Annotated in this window: 15 protein-coding genes; 6 read left to right on the top strand and 9 right to left on the bottom strand. The window is 62.6% G+C overall.

Annotated elements, in window-relative coordinates; genetic code table 11:
* Positions 1-96: 96 nt before the first annotated feature.
* The gene (accD, locus tag GWR55_RS14175; protein WP_162402839.1) at positions 97-939 is read left to right on the top strand and encodes an acetyl-CoA carboxylase, carboxyltransferase subunit beta; all 843 of its coding nucleotides are present in this window, start codon (positions 97-99) and stop codon (positions 937-939) included.
* Between the two features lie 295 nt (positions 940-1,234).
* Here the strand turns inward: accD and GWR55_RS14180 are convergent, their stop codons facing one another.
* Positions 1,235-1,726 (bottom strand): hypothetical protein, encoded by a 492-nt coding sequence (locus GWR55_RS14180; RefSeq protein ID WP_162402840.1) that lies wholly within the window; start codon positions 1,724-1,726, stop codon positions 1,235-1,237.
* Positions 1,727-1,910: 184 nt separating this feature from the next.
* The gene (gene murJ, locus GWR55_RS14185; RefSeq protein ID WP_238398428.1) at positions 1,911-3,503 is read right to left on the bottom strand and encodes a murein biosynthesis integral membrane protein MurJ; all 1,593 of its coding nucleotides are present in this window, start codon (positions 3,501-3,503) and stop codon (positions 1,911-1,913) included.
* Positions 3,504-4,259: 756 nt separating this feature from the next.
* Between murJ and GWR55_RS14190 the strand changes: the two genes are divergently transcribed.
* Entirely contained in the window at positions 4,260-5,105 is an 846-nt protein-coding gene (locus tag GWR55_RS14190) for a class I SAM-dependent methyltransferase (protein ID WP_162402841.1), read from the top strand.
* Positions 5,106-5,295: 190 nt separating this feature from the next.
* On the opposite strand, the gene thrS is transcribed toward GWR55_RS14190, so the two are convergent.
* Positions 5,296-7,329 carry a threonine--tRNA ligase gene (gene thrS / locus GWR55_RS14195; protein ID WP_162402842.1) on the bottom strand — a complete coding sequence of 678 codons (2,034 nt, stop codon included), beginning with the start codon at positions 7,327-7,329 and terminating at the stop codon, positions 5,296-5,298.
* Between the two features lie 213 nt (positions 7,330-7,542).
* Here thrS and GWR55_RS14200 point away from each other — a divergent pair, with 213 nt between their 5' ends.
* From GWR55_RS14200 to GWR55_RS14215, 4 genes are all read left to right on the top strand, one after another.
* Positions 7,543-7,797, top strand: coding sequence for a hypothetical protein (locus GWR55_RS14200; RefSeq protein ID WP_162402843.1), 255 nt, complete (start codon positions 7,543-7,545; stop codon positions 7,795-7,797).
* A 368-nt stretch (positions 7,798-8,165) separates the two neighbouring features.
* Positions 8,166-9,230 carry a linear amide C-N hydrolase gene (locus GWR55_RS14205; protein ID WP_162402844.1) on the top strand — a complete coding sequence of 355 codons (1,065 nt, stop codon included), beginning with the start codon at positions 8,166-8,168 and terminating at the stop codon, positions 9,228-9,230.
* Positions 9,231-9,546: 316 nt separating this feature from the next.
* Positions 9,547-9,822 (top strand): hypothetical protein, encoded by a 276-nt coding sequence (locus tag GWR55_RS14210; RefSeq protein ID WP_370521147.1) that lies wholly within the window; start codon positions 9,547-9,549, stop codon positions 9,820-9,822.
* 151 nt (positions 9,823-9,973) lie between these two features.
* The gene (locus GWR55_RS14215; protein ID WP_162402845.1) at positions 9,974-11,050 is read left to right on the top strand and encodes an ATP-dependent DNA ligase; all 1,077 of its coding nucleotides are present in this window, start codon (positions 9,974-9,976) and stop codon (positions 11,048-11,050) included.
* 374 nt (positions 11,051-11,424) lie between these two features.
* Here GWR55_RS14215 and GWR55_RS14220 read toward each other — a convergent pair whose 3' ends face one another.
* From GWR55_RS14220 to GWR55_RS14245, 6 genes are all read right to left on the bottom strand, one after another.
* Positions 11,425-11,682, bottom strand: coding sequence for a hypothetical protein (locus GWR55_RS14220; protein WP_162402846.1), 258 nt, complete (start codon positions 11,680-11,682; stop codon positions 11,425-11,427).
* Between the two features lie 28 nt (positions 11,683-11,710).
* A complete protein-coding gene (locus GWR55_RS14225; RefSeq protein ID WP_162402847.1) occupies positions 11,711-11,926 on the bottom strand; it encodes a hypothetical protein in 216 nt (71 codons plus the stop codon).
* Positions 11,927-11,951: 25 nt separating this feature from the next.
* Positions 11,952-14,288, bottom strand: coding sequence for a hypothetical protein (locus GWR55_RS14230; RefSeq protein WP_162402848.1), 2,337 nt, complete (start codon positions 14,286-14,288; stop codon positions 11,952-11,954).
* A complete protein-coding gene (locus GWR55_RS14235) occupies positions 14,285-15,529 on the bottom strand; it encodes a phage portal protein (RefSeq protein WP_162402849.1) in 1,245 nt (414 codons plus the stop codon). Before GWR55_RS14235 ends, GWR55_RS14230 begins: the two co-directional genes overlap by 4 nt.
* A 115-nt stretch (positions 15,530-15,644) precedes the next feature.
* Positions 15,645-16,493 carry a DUF3037 domain-containing protein gene (locus GWR55_RS14240; RefSeq protein WP_162402850.1) on the bottom strand — a complete coding sequence of 283 codons (849 nt, stop codon included), beginning with the start codon at positions 16,491-16,493 and terminating at the stop codon, positions 15,645-15,647.
* Positions 16,494-16,518: 25 nt separating this feature from the next.
* Positions 16,519-17,385: a HipA domain-containing protein gene (locus GWR55_RS14245; RefSeq protein ID WP_238398429.1), complete on the bottom strand. Its 867-nt coding sequence runs from the start codon at positions 17,383-17,385 to the stop codon at positions 16,519-16,521.
* Positions 17,386-17,448: the final 63 nt, after the last annotated feature.

Raw genomic sequence — 17,448 nt, forward strand, 5'->3', positions numbered from 1 at the left:
TTAAGGCTACTGGAGAGCCTGCCGCGACGCAAACGGCGCAACAAATTGCCCTGGCCGCTACAATAGTCAAGGCACCCTGGAAGGCATACAAGACGGATGAGCTGGTTTAAACGCGAAGACAACGAGATCGTTAACGACGCTGAACGCACCGTGCGCACCGAAGGTCTCTGGGTGCGCTGTCCCGAGTGCCGGCAGATTCTCTTCAAGGCCGATCTCGAAGCCAACCTCCAGGTCTGCTCCAAATGCGGCTATCACTTCCGCCTGGGCGCCCGCGAGCGCATCGCCAGCCTGCTCGAGCCCGGCTACAAGCTCGTTGACCTCGACCTCCGCTCGACCGATCCTCTCGCCTTCACCGACCTCAAACCCTACCAGGCGCGCCTTAAAGAGGCGCAAAAGAAGACCGGCCTCAACGATGCCGTCCTCAACGCCATCGGAGACCTCGGCCCTCACCCGGTCGTGCTCTCCGTTATGGAGTATCGCTTCATCGGCGGCTCCATGGGTTCGGTCGCGGGAGAGACCATCGCCCGCGCCGTCGACCGCTCGCTCGAGACCCGGCATCCGCTCATCATCGTCGCCGCCTCCGGAGGAGCACGCATGATGGAAGGCATCGCCTCGCTGATGCAGCTCGCCAAGACCTCGGCCGGGATCGCCCGCCTTCATGACGAAAAGATCCCCTACATCTCCATCATGACGGACCCCACCACGGGCGGCGTCACCGCCAGCTTCGCCATGCTGGGCGACCTCAATATCGCCGAGCCCGGCGCGCTGATCGGCTTTGCCGGCCCTCGCGTCATTGAGCAGACCATCCGCCAGAAGCTGCCCGAAGGCTTCCAGCGCTCCGAGTTCCTGCTGGAACATGGCTTCCTCGACGCCATCGTCCCCCGCGGAGAGATGAAGCAGTACCTGGTCGATGCCCTTACCTGGATGAAGCAGTCCTAAGATTGACGACAGGTAGCTTTTCACCGTTGACCTCTTTGGAAGCCCTCAAGCGCCATCCGGAACGAGGCAGACACCGCAAGCTCTCAAAGTACAGTGTCCTCCTGAGTGAAGCCCGAAGGGCTCCGCTTCTCGCGATCAAGCGGCGAGAAGCTCCGCTCAGGATGCCCCCCGGTGGGGCTGCAAGGGAAGGTAATGGATCGACGGCCATCTCCCAGGCGACTGCCATCATGCATCGTAGGGCAACTGCGAGCGCATCTCGGATACAGGCAGATACGCTCTGACCCTCAAGCCCCGATTACGCAGAACGTTGAAAGGGACGCAACGCAGGTGGCTTCACGCGCGCCGTGTTCACAGTGCACTGCTGCTCGACGGCGCCCCAGCTATCCTTGGAATCCTTGGGCCGCACCGGTCCAGCCCACGACTCCGCCTCAACCATCGCAATCGTCTCGCGGTCATAACCCATGCGCTCCAGAATCGGCATATCGTCGCGGTCGCGCGCAGAGGAAGGAACAGGCGCTGAAAAGCTCTCCTTCTTCTCGACCGGCGCCGCCGAAACGGTCTGCTGCTTCCCCTGCAGACCGGCCATGATGGACGCGGTAAAGTTGTCCATCAGCCGCTGCACGCACTTCTGTCCGCAAAGATGCTTCATGCTCTTCCGCGCGCCCTTGGGCGACTCCCACGCCCGCAGCCGCAGCTCGCCGCCAACCTCGTCGGCCACAAACCAGTGACTCGTCGGTTCCACCCTCTCGGTCCCACACATATCGCAGTTGATCGCCTGCCGGATCATCGCTCGCTCTCCCCGGTGTCATAGAGACACCATTGCCTTCATCGGCAGGAACAACGCCGGGATGAGGCGCAGCCGCTCGCATAACAACGCACCGGTCCAGTGACTTGGTAAGTGAACTGCCGGATCAAAGAAGTGTCATCCTGAGCGGAGCGGCGAAGCCGCGCAGTCGAAGGAAATAAACCCATCATCCGCGGCGCAGCAGCCGCTGCAGGCTGGCCGGTGTTCCGATCCCCATCAGGTGCACCAGCCCCAGGTACAGCACGCCGAACAACGGAAGCACCACCGCCCCCACGAGCAGCGCCGTGTAGTGCCCGGCATGAAGGGGGAGTGCCACCTTCGCTCCATAACCCGCCGCAGCCGCCACAAACGCCGCGCCCCACAGCCGCAACGTGCGCGAGATCTGCGGAGGGACCTCGCCGATCCGCTTATGCAGCGCCCGGCGCAGCAGCGAGAACTCCACCCACCCCGCAATTCCCGCCGAAAACGTAAGTCCGGCCACGCCCCACAGCCGATCCACTCCCAGCCAGCGCGGCAGAGGCAACGCAAACAGGTATCCCAGCGCCACCGTCAGGATCACGCGAACCACCGCGAAGTTCAGCGGCGTTCGCGTGTCGCGCAGAGCATAGAACGCCGACGAATAAAGCCTTCCCGAGGTCGATGCCAGCAGCCCCACCGCCGAGCCCGCCAGCACACTCCACACCAGCGTGACGTCCCGCGACCCGAACTGCCCCGTCCTGTAGATCGCCGCCACGATCACATCGCCCAGCACCAGGAACGCGACCGCCGAAGGGATGACAAAGAAGGCGATGTTCTGCAGGCCCTGCGCCAGCCGCTGACGCAGCACACCGGCAATCTCCTCCGTAGTGCCCAGCGCGCTCGACATCGCTGGAAGCTCCGCCGCCGAAACCGCCATGCCGAACAGGCTGATGGGAAGGGAGTTGAGCGTCTGCGCATAGGCCAGCGCTGACACCGCGCTCGTCGGCAGAAAGCTCGCCAGCATCGAGTCCAGAAAGGCGCTCACCTGCACGACGCCGCGCCCCAGGAAGACGGGAAAGAAGTTGCGGATGACCGTCCGCGCCGAATCGTCGCGCATGCGCAAACGCAGCACCAGAGGACGCAGCAGGTTCAGGACCGACGGCAGAAGAATGACAAACTGCAGGCCGCTGCCGATCACCGAAGCCACCGCGATCACCACGGCAAGGTGCACCTGCCCCTGTCGCCCGTTATCCCACAGAAACGCCGCGATGATGGTGATGTTCCACACCACGGGAGCCGTGTACGACAGCAGAAACTTGCGATGGCTGTTCAGGACGCCAAGACACCACGCATAGAAGACCAGCAGCGCTGCGCCGGGAAAGAGAATCCGCACCAGCCGGATGGTCAGCTCACGCTTCTCGCCATGGAATCCGGGGGCGATGATGTCGATCAGGAACGGCGCCGCGAAGACCCCCAGCAGCACCAGGACGGACGTGACCAGCAGCAGGATGGCGAAGATCGCCTCCGCCAGCTCGGAGGCCTCCTGGTGCTTCTCCTCGGCGCGCAGCCGCGCATACACCGGGATAAACGAGGCCGACAACACGCCTTCGCCAAAGAGGTTCTGCAGAAAATTCGGAATCCGGAACGCCGCGCGAAAGGCATCGGCCACGGCGGAGTTGCCAAGATAATGCGCAAAGACACGGTCCCGTACCAGCCCCAGCACACGGCTCATCAGGATGCCGCTTGCCACCGCCATGGCAGAAGAGCGGGCCAGAAAACCCTTCCCGCGAGGCGGGGGCAATGGTTTCGAAGGAGAAGCAGTCACCGTACCGTTAACTCTACCGTCTCACACACCCGTTTCACGCCCGGAACCTTTACGCTCCCGGGTTACCGCGCAGATGCCATCCTTCACAAACCTGATTTGCAAATATTGGTGGAACCTTGATTCAAAACACCGGGTGAAGCCTGATTCAAACACACGGGTGCCCCATCTTCACACAGCCGGACCGGGTTTCTCAGGATCTCTCCCCGCCATCAGCAATCCCAACCCAGCCACACAGGGTGCCCCATCTTCGCGGCGAAGCCGCTAAGGTGGGTTTGCAGGATATTGCCCGAGGCATTCTTGGCGCTACCGGCAAAATACAGGGATTCTTCGCCGTTCGGCTCAGAATGACGAGCCGGGATGATTGCCTCAGAGGAAGAATGGTTCCAGCCGGACGGCGGCCTCGACGCCAGTGGCGGCACCCAGCCGGGTGCCGGGTGCCCCATTCATGCGGTTTCATCGCATGAGTGGGTTCATTCGAGCGAAGCTCGAACCGTATTCCTAAAATCAGAACCGAAGACACGACCTCGCAACGAACTGTCCTTCCAAGGATGTATCCCCCTATACCGCGTTGTCCCGGGAGGAATCGCAAAGCGTACTTCAAGCAGCTCGCAAAGTGTCCTTCCGAGCGAGTCGCAAAGCGACAAGTCGAGGAACCCCGCATTTCACCACTGCCCACACCGCCACCCATACCCACAAGACACCCGCCCCCACCAATCCCATTAAACTCACCTCATGGAAGCCGCACGCCCATCCCGCACCGCCCTCCGAGTCGCCATGCGCCGCGCCGCGCACCAGATCTACGACGCCGCGCCGCTCGTCTTCTCCGACCCGATTGCTGTCCCCATCCTCGGGGCCGAATACCTCCCCGAGATCGAGCGCACCCGCTTCAAGCTCCACAAGCCCCACTCCGTCGCGCTGCGCGCCCACATGATCGTCCGCAGCCGCTACGCCGAAGACCTGCTCGCGAAGGCTGTTGCGAACGGCGTCAGCCAGTACGTCCTGCTCGGTGCCGGACTCGACACCTTCGCCTACCGCAATCCTTTCGCACAGCTTCACGTCTTCGAGGTCGATCATCCCGCCACGCAGCAGTGGAAGCGCGACCTGCTCAGCGCCAGCGGAATCGAAGTCCCTTCCAGCCTGACCTATATCCCCGTGGACTTCGAACACCAGCAGCTCGCCACCCAGCTCGCCGCAGCCGGATTCGACCGCACGCGTCCAGCCTTCTTCGCCTGGCTTGGAGTCGTCCCCTACCTCACGCACGCTGCCTTCCGCTCCACCCTCGCGCTCATGGCGTCCTGTGCATCCGGCAGCGGCATCGTCATGGACTACGGACAGCCCCGCTCGGCCCTCCCGTACCTCGAACAGCTCGCACACGACTCGCTCTCCTCACGCGTGCAGCTGGTCGGCGAACCCTTCCAGCTCTTTTTCACCCCGCACCAGATGGCCACAGAGCTCTCCGGCTTCCACAACCTCGAAGATCTGGGATCAAACGAGCTCAACGCCCGCTACTTCAGCGGCCGCAGCGACAACCTGATGCTGATGGGAAGCGCGGGCCGCCTCGTCAGCGCATGGCGGTGATCGCAGCAACCAACCGGGTGCCCCACCTTCGCGAAGCTAAGGTGGGTTTTGCAGGATCTCTCCGATCCCACCTCTCACCGGCTATAGAGAATGGAACCTGCTTCCCCACCTCAGCAGCCAACCCATCCCACAATCACTCCCCAAAGAAAAGAGGGGCGCCCAAAGGCGCCCCTCGAACCCACAAACATCCTTACAAAGCAGTACCCCGCGAAGCCACCAGACCCTTCGCGCGTTCGATAAATGCAGCCAGCGGCACAGAACCCTCATCGCCCTTGCCCCGCGTCCGCACGCTCACCGCATCCGCAGCCGCTTCCTTGTCCCCCATCACCAGCACAAAAGGAACCTTCTGCATCGTGAACTCGCGAATCTTCGCATTCATCTTCTCGTTGCGCGCATCCACCTCCACACGCAGCCCCGCGGCCTCAAGCTGCTGCTTCACCTTCTGCGCATACTCAAGATGCTTTTCGCTGATCGGAACGATGCCAACCTGCACTGGAGCCAGCCACATCGGAAACGCTCCCGCGTAGTGCTCGATCAGCACGCCGAAGAACCTCTCCACCGAACCGAACAGAGCGCGATGCACCATCACCGGGCGATGCTTCTCGCCGTCCTCGCCCGTGTACTCCAACTCAAACCGCTGCGGCAGGTTGAAGTCGAACTGCACCGTCGACAACTGCCACAGACGACCCAGCACATCGACCAGCTTGATATCGATCTTCGGCCCGTAGAACGCCGCCTCGCCCGGAATCTCGCGATAAGGAATCTGCTTCGCATCAAGAACTTTTTTAAGCGAGCCAACCGCCATCTCCCAGTGATCGGCCGAACCTACATAACTCTTCGTGTCTTTCGGGTCCCACGTCGAAAGCTCCACCTTGAACTCCACAAACCCGAACGCCTTCAGCACCTCGTCGGCGAACTCCACGCAAGCCGCAATCTCGCTCTCAATCTGCTCCGGCGTGCAGAAGATGTGCGCGTCGTCCTGGGTAAACCCGCGCACGCGCAGCAGCCCATGCATTGTGCCGCTTCGCTCGTAGCGATATACATTGCCGAGCTCCGCATACCGTTGCGGCAGGTCGCGATAACTCTTGGGCGAATTTTTGTAGATCAGGATGTGTCCAGGGCAGTTCATCGGCTTCAGCCGGTACTCCGCGTCATCCAGCTCCATCGGCGGATACATGTTCTGCGAGTAGAAGCCCTCATGCCCCGAGATCTTCCAGAGCTCGCGCCGCATGATGTGCGGCGTGAAGACCATATCGTAACCGCGACGGATACATTCATCGCGCATCCAGTCTTCCATCGTCTTGCGGATCAGCCCGCCCTTCGGATGCCAGAAGATCAGCCCCGCGCCCGCGACCTCCTGGATCGAGAACAGGTCAAGCTGCTTGCCCAGCACACGATGATCGCGTGCCTTGATCTCCTCCAGCCGCTTGAAGTGCGCCTCCATGTCCTTGCCGTTGAAGAACGCGGTTCCATACACGCGCTGCAGCTGCTGGTTCTTCTCATCGCCCAGCCAATACGCTCCGGCAACAGAAGTCACCTTGAAGGCCTTCACGCGGCCCGTCGAAGGCACATGCGGCCCGCGGCAGAAGTCCGTAAAGTTGCCGTTCTTATAAAGCGAGATCTCTTCGCCCGGCTTGGTGAACTTCTCGATGAAGTGCACCTTCATAAAGTCGCCGTGCTGCCGGTACTCTTCCAGGCCCTTCTCCCGCGGCTCATGCTCGCGCACGAACTTCTCGTCGCGAGCGACGACCTCGGCCATCTTCGCCTCGATCGCGGCCAGGTCCGCTTCCGTGAAAGGAGTCTCGCGGTACACGTCATAAAAGAAACCCGAGTCCGTCGCCGGCCCGTGTCCCAGCTTTGTCTCCGGAAACAGCTCCAGGATCGCCGTCGCCATCACGTGCGCCGCAGAGTGCCGCACAACCTTGAGCGAAGCCTCATCATTTTCCTTCAGCAGCTCAAGTGCGATATCCTCATTAAGCGGGGCTGTCAGGTCGACAAGCCGCTCTCCCGCTTCGGAGCCTCCGTACATGGCCGCCTCCGAGCTCTCTTCATCCCCCGTCGCCGCAGCCGTCGTCACCGTAGTCAGCGGACGAATCCGCGCTACCACCACCGCCGCGGCTAACCGTGGCGATATGCTCGTCGCAATCTCATACGGTGTCGTCCCGCGCGGTACCTCGCGCACGGAACCATCAGGAAGCTGGACCTTAATACTCTGTTCACTCATAAGCGTTATCTGTTTCTAAGCATATTTGCTTTGGTTCCGTTGCACCAACTTCTCCCCGGTTCAGCGCATCCCATATCAGTAGAGACAGACCGGCACGACGTCAGAGATCGGCCCTGATTACAACCAGAACGCCTGAACCTGCGGAGACACGGACCTAACTCCCCTCGCCGCGACGTGCAACTCGACCCATTCAAAGAACACAAGGAAAACAACATGCAGGCACTTTGCAAACTCACCAACGATTCTCCCGACGTCCTCTGCCCCGTCTGTGGCAAAGGCTTTCGTCTTTATTGGGAGCGTAGTTCCAGCGCACAACAGCAGGCAGCCCTCCCCGAGATCCACCAGGCCCTCCGCGATCACCATAAGGAGAATCCTTTCGCTCAGCACCCCGAGGTACCTTTCAACGTACCCAGCTGGTCCGGCCTCCCCCAGTTCTCCGCCGCAGCCCTGCTGGGCGGAGCCGCGTAAACGCACCTGTCAGAGTAATCAAGCAGATAGTGTCATCCTGAACGAAGGCGAAGCCGCAGTCGAAGGATCTGCGGCTTCCTCGCGACCCAGGCCCCGATTCCCAACAACCCGCTCCTCCCCGGGACCCAATCCAGTCCGGACACCCAAACCCGGGTGCCCCCCATCAAATACAGCTCACTTCGCCTCCAACCAGGTGTCATCCTGAGCGGAGCGCGCCAGCGCGAAGTCGAAGAGCCTGCCCTGAGCTTGTAAAACGGGATCTGCGTTTCACCACCCCACCCGCAAACCCAATCGCCAACAATAATCCCCTAAATCCTTGACTGCCCGTATCATGGACCCGCACATCCATCCCGGCTTCAAGGAGACCTATGCTGAGACACACAGGATTCTTCCGAACCGCCACCTTCCTCGCCTCCACCCTCGCCCTGATCCTTCCTCAGCCCGTCGACGCCTGCAGCCGCGCCGTCTTCCTCGGCGATAACGGAACCGTCATCACCGGCCGCACCATGGACTGGAAGGTCGATGTCGGAACCAACCTCTGGATCTTTCCCCGCGGCATCCACCACACAGGCAAGGCCAATCCCCGCTCCCTCGCGTGGACCTCGAAGTACGGCAGCGTCATCGCCAGCGGCTACGAAGCCGCAACCACCGACGGCATGAACGAGAAAGGCCTCGTCGCCAACGCCCTCTGGCTCGTCGAATCCAAGTACCCCGACATCAGCTCCACCACCAAGCCCCTCCTTCCGCTCTCCATCTGGGCCCAGTACGTCCTCGATAACTTCGCCACTGTGCAGGAGGCCGTCTCCGCCCTCGAGAAAGAGCCCTTCCTCGTCTGGACCACCAAGGTCCCCGGCGAAGAGACCCTCGCCACCCTCCACTTCTCCATCTCCGACCCGACCGGCGACAGCGCCATCATCGAATACATCAAAGGCCATCAGGTCATCCATCACAACCGCAGCTATCAGGTGATGACCAACTCCCCCATCTTTGAGGAACAGCTCGCCCTGCAGCAGTACTGGAAGCAGATCGGGGGCACCATCTTCCTTCCCGGAACCAACCGCGCCGCCGACCGCTTCGCCCGCGCGTCCTTCTACATCAACACCATTCCCAAAAGCGACACGCCCGACATCGAAGTCGCCAGCGTCTTCAGCGTCATGCGCAACGTCTCTGTTCCCTACGGCATCAACACGCCCGACGAGCCCAACATCTCCTCCACGCGCTGGCGCACCGTCGCCGACCAGAAGCGCCTGATCTACTGCTTCGAATCCGCCCTCACCCCCAACACCTTCTGGGTCAACCTCCACGATGTCGACTTCTCCCCCACCTCCGGAACAAGAAAGCTCGACCTGGGCCCCAACCAGACCCACACCTTCTCCGGCAACGTAGCCAAAGACTTTAAAGAAGCCAAATCGTTCAGCTTCCTCGGCTACTAGCGAACACGCGGTGAGGCACCACCCGGGTGCCTCACCTTCGCCAAGCTAAGGTGGGTTTTGCAGAATGCCGGTCGCCCACCTTCGCAAAGCAAAGGTAAGTCTTCGAAAATCTCCGCCCACCCTCAACAGTGTCATCCTTATATCTCTATTGGTAGCTACTGTCATTCTGAGTTTTGAGACAGTATCGGTGAGGTAGAAGGGGCTATAGCGCCTTCTACCTCGCGGGCGCGCGTCACCCGATCATCCTGGGGTGGTTTTAGCCACCGTCGCTCAGTCCCGGGAACGCGTCCCAAGTCACGCACGACCGTACAGTCGCATGACATCCAGTCGCACTACGAGGAAGGTTACCGTGGCGCAGTTCATCTGTGGAGTGGACGTTTCGTCGATATCGCTGGAAGCCTCGGTCGCCAGCGTCGCAGGACGCTACGAACCCGACTTCATCGCCTTCAAACAACGACTCGCCGCTCAGGGAAAACCGCCCAAGGTCGTCCGCATCGCCCTCGCCCACAAACTCCTCATCCGACTCAACGCAAAAGCCAGAGATGTCCGAACACATATCGAAAACATCACAACTTCAACCGCTGCCGCTTGACAAGCAAGACAGTCGCTGAGCGAAGCTCTGGTGGCTCTATCGCGAGAAGCGGAGTCGAAGGATCTGCGGCTCGCTCCTCCAGTCACCTTCAGTCGATCACAGCCAGGGACCGCGATGGCTCCAACCCGACTAACGGGTTTACCATCGCAGGGTGCACCTGCCTGTCCAGCCAACCGTCGCCCCCATGCTTGCCAAACGCGTCGACGACATCCCCAGCGGCGATACATGGATCTTCGAACCCAAGTGGGACGGCTTTCGCACCATCGTCTTCCGCGACGGCGATGATCTAATGCTGCAGAGCCGCGATCAGAAGCCGCTCGACCGCTACTTCCCTGAGCTATTCGAACCATTGAAAGCGCAGCTTCCCTCACGTTGCGTGCTCGACGGCGAGATCGTCATCGCCGCCAGCAAGGGCCTCGACTTCGACGCCCTGCAGCTCCGCATTCATCCCGCGGCCTCGCGGATCAAAATGCTCTCGCAGGAGATCCCCGCCTCCATCGTCTTCTTCGACCTGCTCGCCCTCGACGATCAGGACATGACCGGCGAACCCTTCGAGCGGCGCCGCACTGAACTGGAGTCCTTGCTCAAAAAAGCAAAAGCCCCCATCCACATGACACCCGCAACGCGCGATGTCGCCACCGCACGCGACTGGTTCCAGCGCTTCGAAGGCGCTGGCCTCGACGGCGTGATGGCCAAGTCCTTAGACGGCATCTACGCGCCCAACAAGCGCACCATGCTGAAGGTGAAGCACGAGCGCGACTGCGATTGCGTCGTCGCCGGTTTCCGCTGGCACAAGGACGCGGAGAACGAGGCCATCGGCTCGCTTCTGCTCGGCCTCTACGACACCTCAGGCGCGCTTCAGCACGTCGGCGTCTGCGCCAGCTTTACCCAGAAGAAACGCCGCGAGCTGGTCGACTTCCTAGCACCCTACCGCCGCGACGCCCTCAAGAATCATCCCTGGCGAAGCTGGGCCGAAGCGGAGGGCGACAACCAGCGCATGCCCGGCGGACAGTCCCGCTGGAGCCAGGGCAAGGACCTCTCGTGGGAGCCGCTGCGTCCCGAACTCGTTGTCGAGGTCGCCTACGAACATATGCAGGGGACACGCTTCCGTCACATGGCGCAGTTCCGCCGCTGGCGCACCGACAAGCCGCCCGAGGACTGCACCTACGAGCAGCTTGAGGTCGTCGCCCCGCACGAGCTAGCCAGCATCTTCGCCACCGGCCGCTGAACAGCGAACCGCAATCGACATCCGGTCCCTTCCACCCCTTCTAACGGAGTGTCATCCTGAGCGAAGCGGCGCAGCCGCGCAGTCGAAGGATCTGCGGTTTGTTCGAAGCAGCAAGGAAGCCAGCCATACACAAGCGCATTCTTCCGCCTCCTTCATGATTACCAGCACGCCCTCATCGCACCGAGAAAAGCGCAGATCCTTCTGCTGCGCTTCGCTCAGGATGACACCACCATCTGGACAACGCGCTCTTCACCCCACACGCGCAGTTCCCACCATCACCAACCTGCCGCAGCTCGGCAACCGGGTGCCCCATCTTCGCGACGGCTTCATCGTCGCTAAGATGGGTTTGCAGGATGCACGCTGCAGCCAAACCTCTATCCCTTCGCCCAAACACTCGCATTCAGGCACTCCACCACGCCATCCACAATCGCGCTCAGCCCCGCGGTAAACCGATCCGCATCGACGATCTGCTTCGCAGCCACCGCATCCGTAATGTTCAGCGCCGCGCCCACAATCTCGAGCGCAGCCTTCTTCTTGTGCTCGCCGCCACCGTCCCCGATCAGCGCCTCTGTCCCATGCAGCGCGGCCGGCAGAAACGCCAGCGCGCGCAGAAAGATCTTCAGGAAATCCATCGCGTCCTCCTTAGATTTTTTCTGTCCGCTACCGTCGGAAGTAGTCAATGGCGAGATGCGCCAGCGTCACCAGTGCGCCTACTGCCGTCGTAAATCCCTTCACCCGCTGCACACTGCGCTCGTGCCGCTCCACGCGCTCTTCAATCTGGGTCAGCCTTCCCGGCTGCCCAATCCCCATCAACTGGTCCATCTGGCTCTTCAAAACACGCAAGTCCCCCAGGACCTGTCCTTCAAACTCCGTCATGCCACACCCCCACCTCTACCCGTCCTCATGCGACGGGCAGGTTCGTAAACACAGCACTGGAAAAACGCGAGTACACCGGCGGATTCGATCCGTCGTACATGCGCACGTAGTAGCGCTCCGCCTGCGCCTCGCGAGGAATCGAGAAGCTGCGCACCGGGCTTCGCAGCACCAGGTCCTGATCGACGAAGGGACCGAAGTCCCAGTCGCGCCGCCGCACCTCGAAGCCTCCATCCGCAGGAGGATCAATGCCCGCATCGATCTGCAACGCCGTCCCGGTTGCACTCACCAGCGCTAGGTTCTGCAGATTCGCCAGCACCGCTCCCGGAGCGCTCGCCGCCGTCTCCGGCAGCAGAGCATCGACTGCCACGGACTCCGACAGCTTCATCCCCAGGCCTTCGGCCCAGTCGTTCGCAAACGCGATGCGATACTGCCGCAACTCCGGACGCGCATGCCCATCCTCGATGGTCACGTTCCGCACGATCACCTTGAGGGAGTCTCCGCCGGAGCGAAGATCGAGCACATCGCCCGGCCAGATGTCCTCCGCCGGATTCGTCGCTGCATAGCTGCCCGAGACCGCCGCCGACCTGCTCCCGGCAAAGCGCAGCACCGCCTGGGCCGCGGCCTCGCAGTCCTGCGAGCTCCGCGCCGGAGGATGCATCACCTTGCCCGTCCACTGCGCCGCACCAGGAATACCGCCCTGCTGCTCCGCCGCCACGCTGGCCGCATCGCTCAGCCGTGCCACCGCTCGCCGCCGTCCGCGATACCACACGGTGAAGCGCTCGCCCACGACAGGAATCCTGCCCGCAAAGAACGTAATCCTCCCCGCAGGCGACACCATGCAGTCCACACCCTCGCCCGCCGCGCCCGTCATGCGGGTCAGCTGCGATCCATCGGAGAACGTGCTCACCATCCACACCGAGCCCGCCTGCCGGATGCGACAGTATCCGATCGAACCCACCAGCTCCACGCTGTTGACCGCGGCATACGTGCATCGGGCAGGCGACGTCACCACTGTGCTTGAGTACAGCACGGTCGCCGGAGTATTCGACGCTGCGCCCTGATCGACCAGCTCGAACAACAGCGACATCGGCGCATCGACCGAGCCACCGCCGTAGGCCTCCATGACGCCGTCCACCATCGTGTACCAGGTCTGCAGCACACGCTCTGTCTCCGGGCAGTGCAGCCGTATGCGCAGCGTGTAGTTGTGGCCGTTCTGCACCGTGAACGGCGTCCCTACCTCGACCCCGTTGACGAACGGAACCAGCAGCGTCGCTCCTCCGCTCTGGCGCACGTTGTATCCGGCAAAGCAGTTCGAAGCCAGCACCGGCCCGTTGTACAGCCCACATACGATTCCCGTGCTTGGGCTGTTGAGCACAACACTGCCCGCCTCGACCACCAGCGTTCCACCCATCTCAATCAGATCGAGCGCAGCAAGTGTCGTTTGGCCATCAAGGCCGTTTCCCCCTGCAATCGTCAGACCCGCAGACGTGATCGAAAGAAACGACCCCGGATCGCTACGCTTCCAGATGCGCGGGTTGATCGTCCCCTGGTTGAAGCTGTCGAGAAAGATCTGCGAGGACGTCGTGCTGGCCGCGGTATGAGTAATTCGCGTCGGACGATACGGTGCCTCCGCAAGGTCGAAGACGCTGGTCGTGCCATCGCCCTGAAAGGTCTCCGCGATATACGCCGCCGGCTCCATGTCACCGCTCAGCGTCACATCGTTCGCCAGCTCGCGGACAGAGGCCGTGCGCAGCGCAGCGACATTCAACGTGCCGTCTCCATCGTTCAGCACATGGATGGTGGCACCAGCCGTGCGCAGGCTGACCGCGCCATCCAGCACACGGTACGAGCCATACGCCGCACTCGCGATCTCACCAGCATTTGCGGACCAGGATGCTGCCTGCGCAGGCGCAAAGACCCCGACCGTTCCTCCGTCCTCCACCTGCCCGGTCGTAAACAGCCCCGCATCGACGCGGTCCGTCAGGGTCCGCAGCAGCTCTCCGCTGGACTGCGCGAGCCCCGTGCCGCCGGGCGAGACCGTCTGCTTGTCGAGCAGCCACTCATCGCTCACCGCGCTGAACATCAGCCGATGCACCGGCCCTGTCGTCGTCACACCCGCGTAGATCTTCGCAGGTTCGGTCGCCAGGTATCCGGTAAACAGTACCGTCCCATCATCCGTTGTCACCACGACACGCGCGCGGCGCACAGGCTCTGGCAGCGTAGTCGCACTCAGGCCGAGCATCCCCGAGCAGCGCGAAGGAGCATTCAGCGTGCGCTCTATCTTCAGCGGTCCATCGGCTGCGACTGCGTCGCTGTAGTCACGCGCCCCCGTACCATCGAGATTGTCGATCGTGATCCTCACGAGAGCGCCTCCTTCTGGGCGAGCGGAGGAAGTCCCCGCATTGCCCGCACCTCATCGACCGTCAGCACGCCAGCCTCGAGCAAAGTCTTCTGGATCGCGGCCTCGCTGGCCTCGTCTCGGCCTTCCAGCTCGTTGAAGCAGAACTCGAACTCGCGCCAGCCCAGCTTCTTGGCAAACAGGTCGCGCGTGATGTGCTCCGCAATCAGCTTGGCCACCGGAACCACCGCGCTCTGGAAGGCCTCATCCGCCAGCTCCCCGGCGGTCGAGCGGTTGACATCGCCAGCCACGCCCAGCAGCATCGGCGGAAGCTCAAAAGCGTTGGCGATCATGCGGATCAGCAGCTCCTGCCACTGCAGCCGCAGGTCGGCATCCGTACCACCGGCAAAGCGCAGCACTTCGGGTTTCTTCTCGCTGCTCAGCACTGGTACGCGCCCCGTGCCTTCAATCTCGTCCTGCCACCAGCGAATCAGGCGGTCGTGCTGCTCCGGCGTCGCCTCGTTCAGCCACAGCGCATACTGCACCACCGAGTTCGAGGCCAGCCGACCCGCATAGCGCTGCGCGCTCACAAACTGGTTGACCGTCTCGAAAGCCACCTCCAGTCGCCCCAGGCCGAACGGCGTATGCGTCCGTGGATTCAGCCGCACATACATCAGCTCGTCGTCGCGTAAGGCAATCTGCGATTGCTCGCCCAGCCGGCCCGTCGCCTGCGCGTAACGCGGCTTATCGGCCTGACCATCCCACTGGCTATTGACCTGGATGGTCGCACCGTCCACGGCCCACAACCGGAACGGCTGCTGCGGATCGCCGGTCGCCTCCATCTCCACCGCGCCGAAGCCGCCCACCAGCAGGTCTTCGATCACCTGCTCCCACAACACGCGGAAGCTATCTGCCGCGTTTGGCTCTTCGAGACAGCGCCGCAACACCGCCAGCCGCTCCGCCGCGTTCTCTACGTCGGCCGGGTTGTAGCCGCGACGAACGCGCACCTGCCAGTCCATGCTGGCCACCTTGTCCTTCACGACGTTGATGGCGCGGCGCACCACCGGGGTCTCGGCAAACCGGCGCAGGTTGGCCGGCGTCGGCTTCGGCAGAGCATCCTGCCCAAGCCGCGCTCCACGATACGGCGTCAGGATCGCAGGTAGCGTCTTCGTCTTTCGCTCGCCCGTTGCAGGGTCCTGCTGCGCCGCCGCGTCCACGCCCGCTACTCTCTGCCAGACGTCCTTCACTGCTTCTCGAACTCCCATTCGCTCACCTCATCCCTTCGCTGTGATCTGCCGCTAAAAATGAAAAGGCACGGCCCATTGGCCATGCCTTCGCTCGATCTCTTCGTCTCGTTGTGACGCTGTTCTCTGCTCTAGATCAAACCCTCAGCTCCAGCCGCGCCGTCTCGGCTACACGCGCCAGATCGCTCAACGTCACCACGCGGATCGCCTCGCGCTCCATCGCCTCTACGCCAAAGCGATACCGCTCCACGGCCTCGTCTGCCCCATCCTCACTCATACGCAGCGGCTCGACAACCGCCGTCAGCTCCAGCCGCGCACGCTCCACCCGCTCCACTCCTTCGCGCAGCTGCGGGGCGGAGTACGCAAAGCCCTTCGCGGCCTCCACATCGCCTTCGAGCGAGACCGCCTGGAACATCCGGATCAGACTGCCTGCTGCACCCGCAGCGTCGGCCCTGTAGCCGCAATCAATCTTCATCGGATCGCCCGCACGCGTGTATAACGATGCCGCAATTCGCTTGCGCATCATCCCCCACACGCCCGCTCGCTCAAACTCGTTCCGCATGCTGCTCACGATAGCGGCCCTTCCGCTCTTCCGGCGCTCCTGCTTCCCTCGCAGCGGCTCGACGTACATGCGCAGCAGCTGTTCCATCTCGGCAGCCATGTTCTCCGCCAGCGAAGCCCGCGGCTCGCTGATCTGCACCGAGTTCGACAGCGTATCTTCGAGCAGCGTCAGCACCGGCTTCGTGTCGGCGGCGCCCAGTCGCAGCCGCTCGGCGATCTCGCCCTCGAGCGCCTCCAGCACCCCCAGGTCGGCATCGGCGTCCATGCAGCGAACCCGGCTCCAGTCGCGGGTAAACCGCACCACGGCATCCGCCGCCTCAGCGCCAGCCGGGCGCAGCACCACACCGATGTTGGTGAACTCGCCCTTCACCACATCCGGCACATACCGGATGAGAAAGAACTCGCATGGAACCCGATCCGCCAAACAACCTCCGGAGCGCCTTCGCGCTCTACATCACAAATTTTCCTGCACCGCCGGCCTCTGCGAACTGCCGCGGCACCATAACCTTCGTAACCTTGTTCCACATCGGGAACGGCTCGCGGTTCGAATCGCGAAACGACGCGATCAGCTCCCGCACCCGACCCCGCCTCTGGAGCAGTTGCTCCATCAGGCGTTCCAGCTCGCTCATATCGCCGCCATACCACTCCGGCGGAACCTGCTCGGCGATGCTCCATAGCGTGCCCGGCGACATCGTCTCCACACGCCCCAGCCAGGGCTCAAAGCTCTCCCACCCCGTCACCATTTCATAGACACGGTTGCGCTGATAGACGCCTCGCAGCGGCGAGTCCGGGAAGTTCCACTCGCCCGCATTGAAGCAGAACCCCTGATCGATGAACGTGGCGCGATACCTCCGCTCGCGCGGCCTTCGCTCGAACACCGCCTGCCGCCCGTTGCAGTTGCCCGTCCACTTGTCGATCACCAGCATCCCGGCAAACTCCCGCAGGTTGCGCACCTCGTCCAGCTGCGGATCCGGCAGGTAGTCCACCACCTGGCCCGGCATCAGACCGCCGACAAACTGCGAGCCGAACTGCAGCCCCGGACTGTAGCGCTCGCGCACGCCGCGCGGAAGCTCGACCGTCATGTCGAGCGTGTTCTTCACCAGCCATTCGGTCACCTCGACCACATCGCACGCCGGTACGGTCACCCCGGCGGCAGCGGCAAGGCGCGTCGCGATAAACTCGTTGGCGAGAACGCGGCGGTGCTGCGGGTTGTTCTGGAACTTCACCACCCACAGCTTGCCGTCCGCGCCCAGCATCAACTGGCTCTGCGCTCCGCCACGCATTCTCCTGATCGCCTGTACCGCCAGAACCGCCAAACCGTCTTCCTCTCGCTCCAGCAGAATACAGCGTGCGGGCTATCGGATTCACTCCACGCCCAA

This window comes from Edaphobacter sp. 12200R-103 (assembly GCF_010093025.1).
GTDB lineage: Bacteria > Acidobacteriota > Terriglobia > Terriglobales > Acidobacteriaceae > Edaphobacter.

Bases quoted from the DNA above. Each gene is read 5' to 3' on its own strand.
- accD (WP_162402839.1), top strand. From the start codon at position 97: ATGAGCTGGTTTAAACGCGAAGACAACGAGATCGTTAACGACGCTGAA.
- GWR55_RS14180 (WP_162402840.1), bottom strand. From the start codon at position 1,726: ATGATCCGGCAGGCGATCAACTGCGATATGTGTGGGACCGAGAGGGTG.
- GWR55_RS14190 (WP_162402841.1), top strand. From the start codon at position 4,260: ATGGAAGCCGCACGCCCATCCCGCACCGCCCTCCGAGTCGCCATGCGC.
- thrS (WP_162402842.1), bottom strand. From the start codon at position 7,329: ATGAGTGAACAGAGTATTAAGGTCCAGCTTCCTGATGGTTCCGTGCGC.
- GWR55_RS14200 (WP_162402843.1), top strand. From the start codon at position 7,543: ATGCAGGCACTTTGCAAACTCACCAACGATTCTCCCGACGTCCTCTGC.
- GWR55_RS14205 (WP_162402844.1), top strand. From the start codon at position 8,166: ATGCTGAGACACACAGGATTCTTCCGAACCGCCACCTTCCTCGCCTCC.
- GWR55_RS14210 (WP_370521147.1), top strand. From the start codon at position 9,547: ATGACATCCAGTCGCACTACGAGGAAGGTTACCGTGGCGCAGTTCATC.
- GWR55_RS14220 (WP_162402846.1), bottom strand. From the start codon at position 11,682: ATGGATTTCCTGAAGATCTTTCTGCGCGCGCTGGCGTTTCTGCCGGCC.
- GWR55_RS14225 (WP_162402847.1), bottom strand. From the start codon at position 11,926: ATGACGGAGTTTGAAGGACAGGTCCTGGGGGACTTGCGTGTTTTGAAG.
- GWR55_RS14235 (WP_162402849.1), bottom strand. From the start codon at position 15,529: ATGGGAGTTCGAGAAGCAGTGAAGGACGTCTGGCAGAGAGTAGCGGGC.